We start from the raw sequence: 235 nt of genomic DNA, 5'->3' as shown, positions 1-235 counted from the left end.
GGCTGCCCCTCGACCTGCCGCAGCATCAGCTTCGCCCGTGGCAGCGAAACCCTCACCCACACCGATTTCAGTTTGCCCGGCTGCTTTGCGCTGCAGTGGTCACGCACCTACCGCTCCAGCCTGGCGGCGCTCGACCGTGGCGTGTTCGGCGCCCGCTGGATCACGCCGTTCTCGACCTGCCTCGATGTGCTCAAGCAGGGCGTGCTCTACCACGCCGCGGACGGTCGCAGCCACG

Annotated in this window: 1 protein-coding gene; it reads left to right on the top strand. The window is 68.5% G+C overall.

Features of this window, described 5'->3' with window-relative positions; translation table 11 throughout:
- On the top strand, nucleotides 1–235 hold a 235-nt coding region (locus HU737_RS26100), incomplete at both ends, for a DUF6531 domain-containing protein (RefSeq protein WP_217838556.1).

The organism is Pseudomonas urmiensis, assembly GCF_014268815.2.
GTDB classification, from domain to species: Bacteria; Pseudomonadota; Gammaproteobacteria; order Pseudomonadales; family Pseudomonadaceae; genus Aquipseudomonas; species Aquipseudomonas urmiensis.
This window is presented reverse-complemented; position numbering and strand designations above follow the sequence as displayed.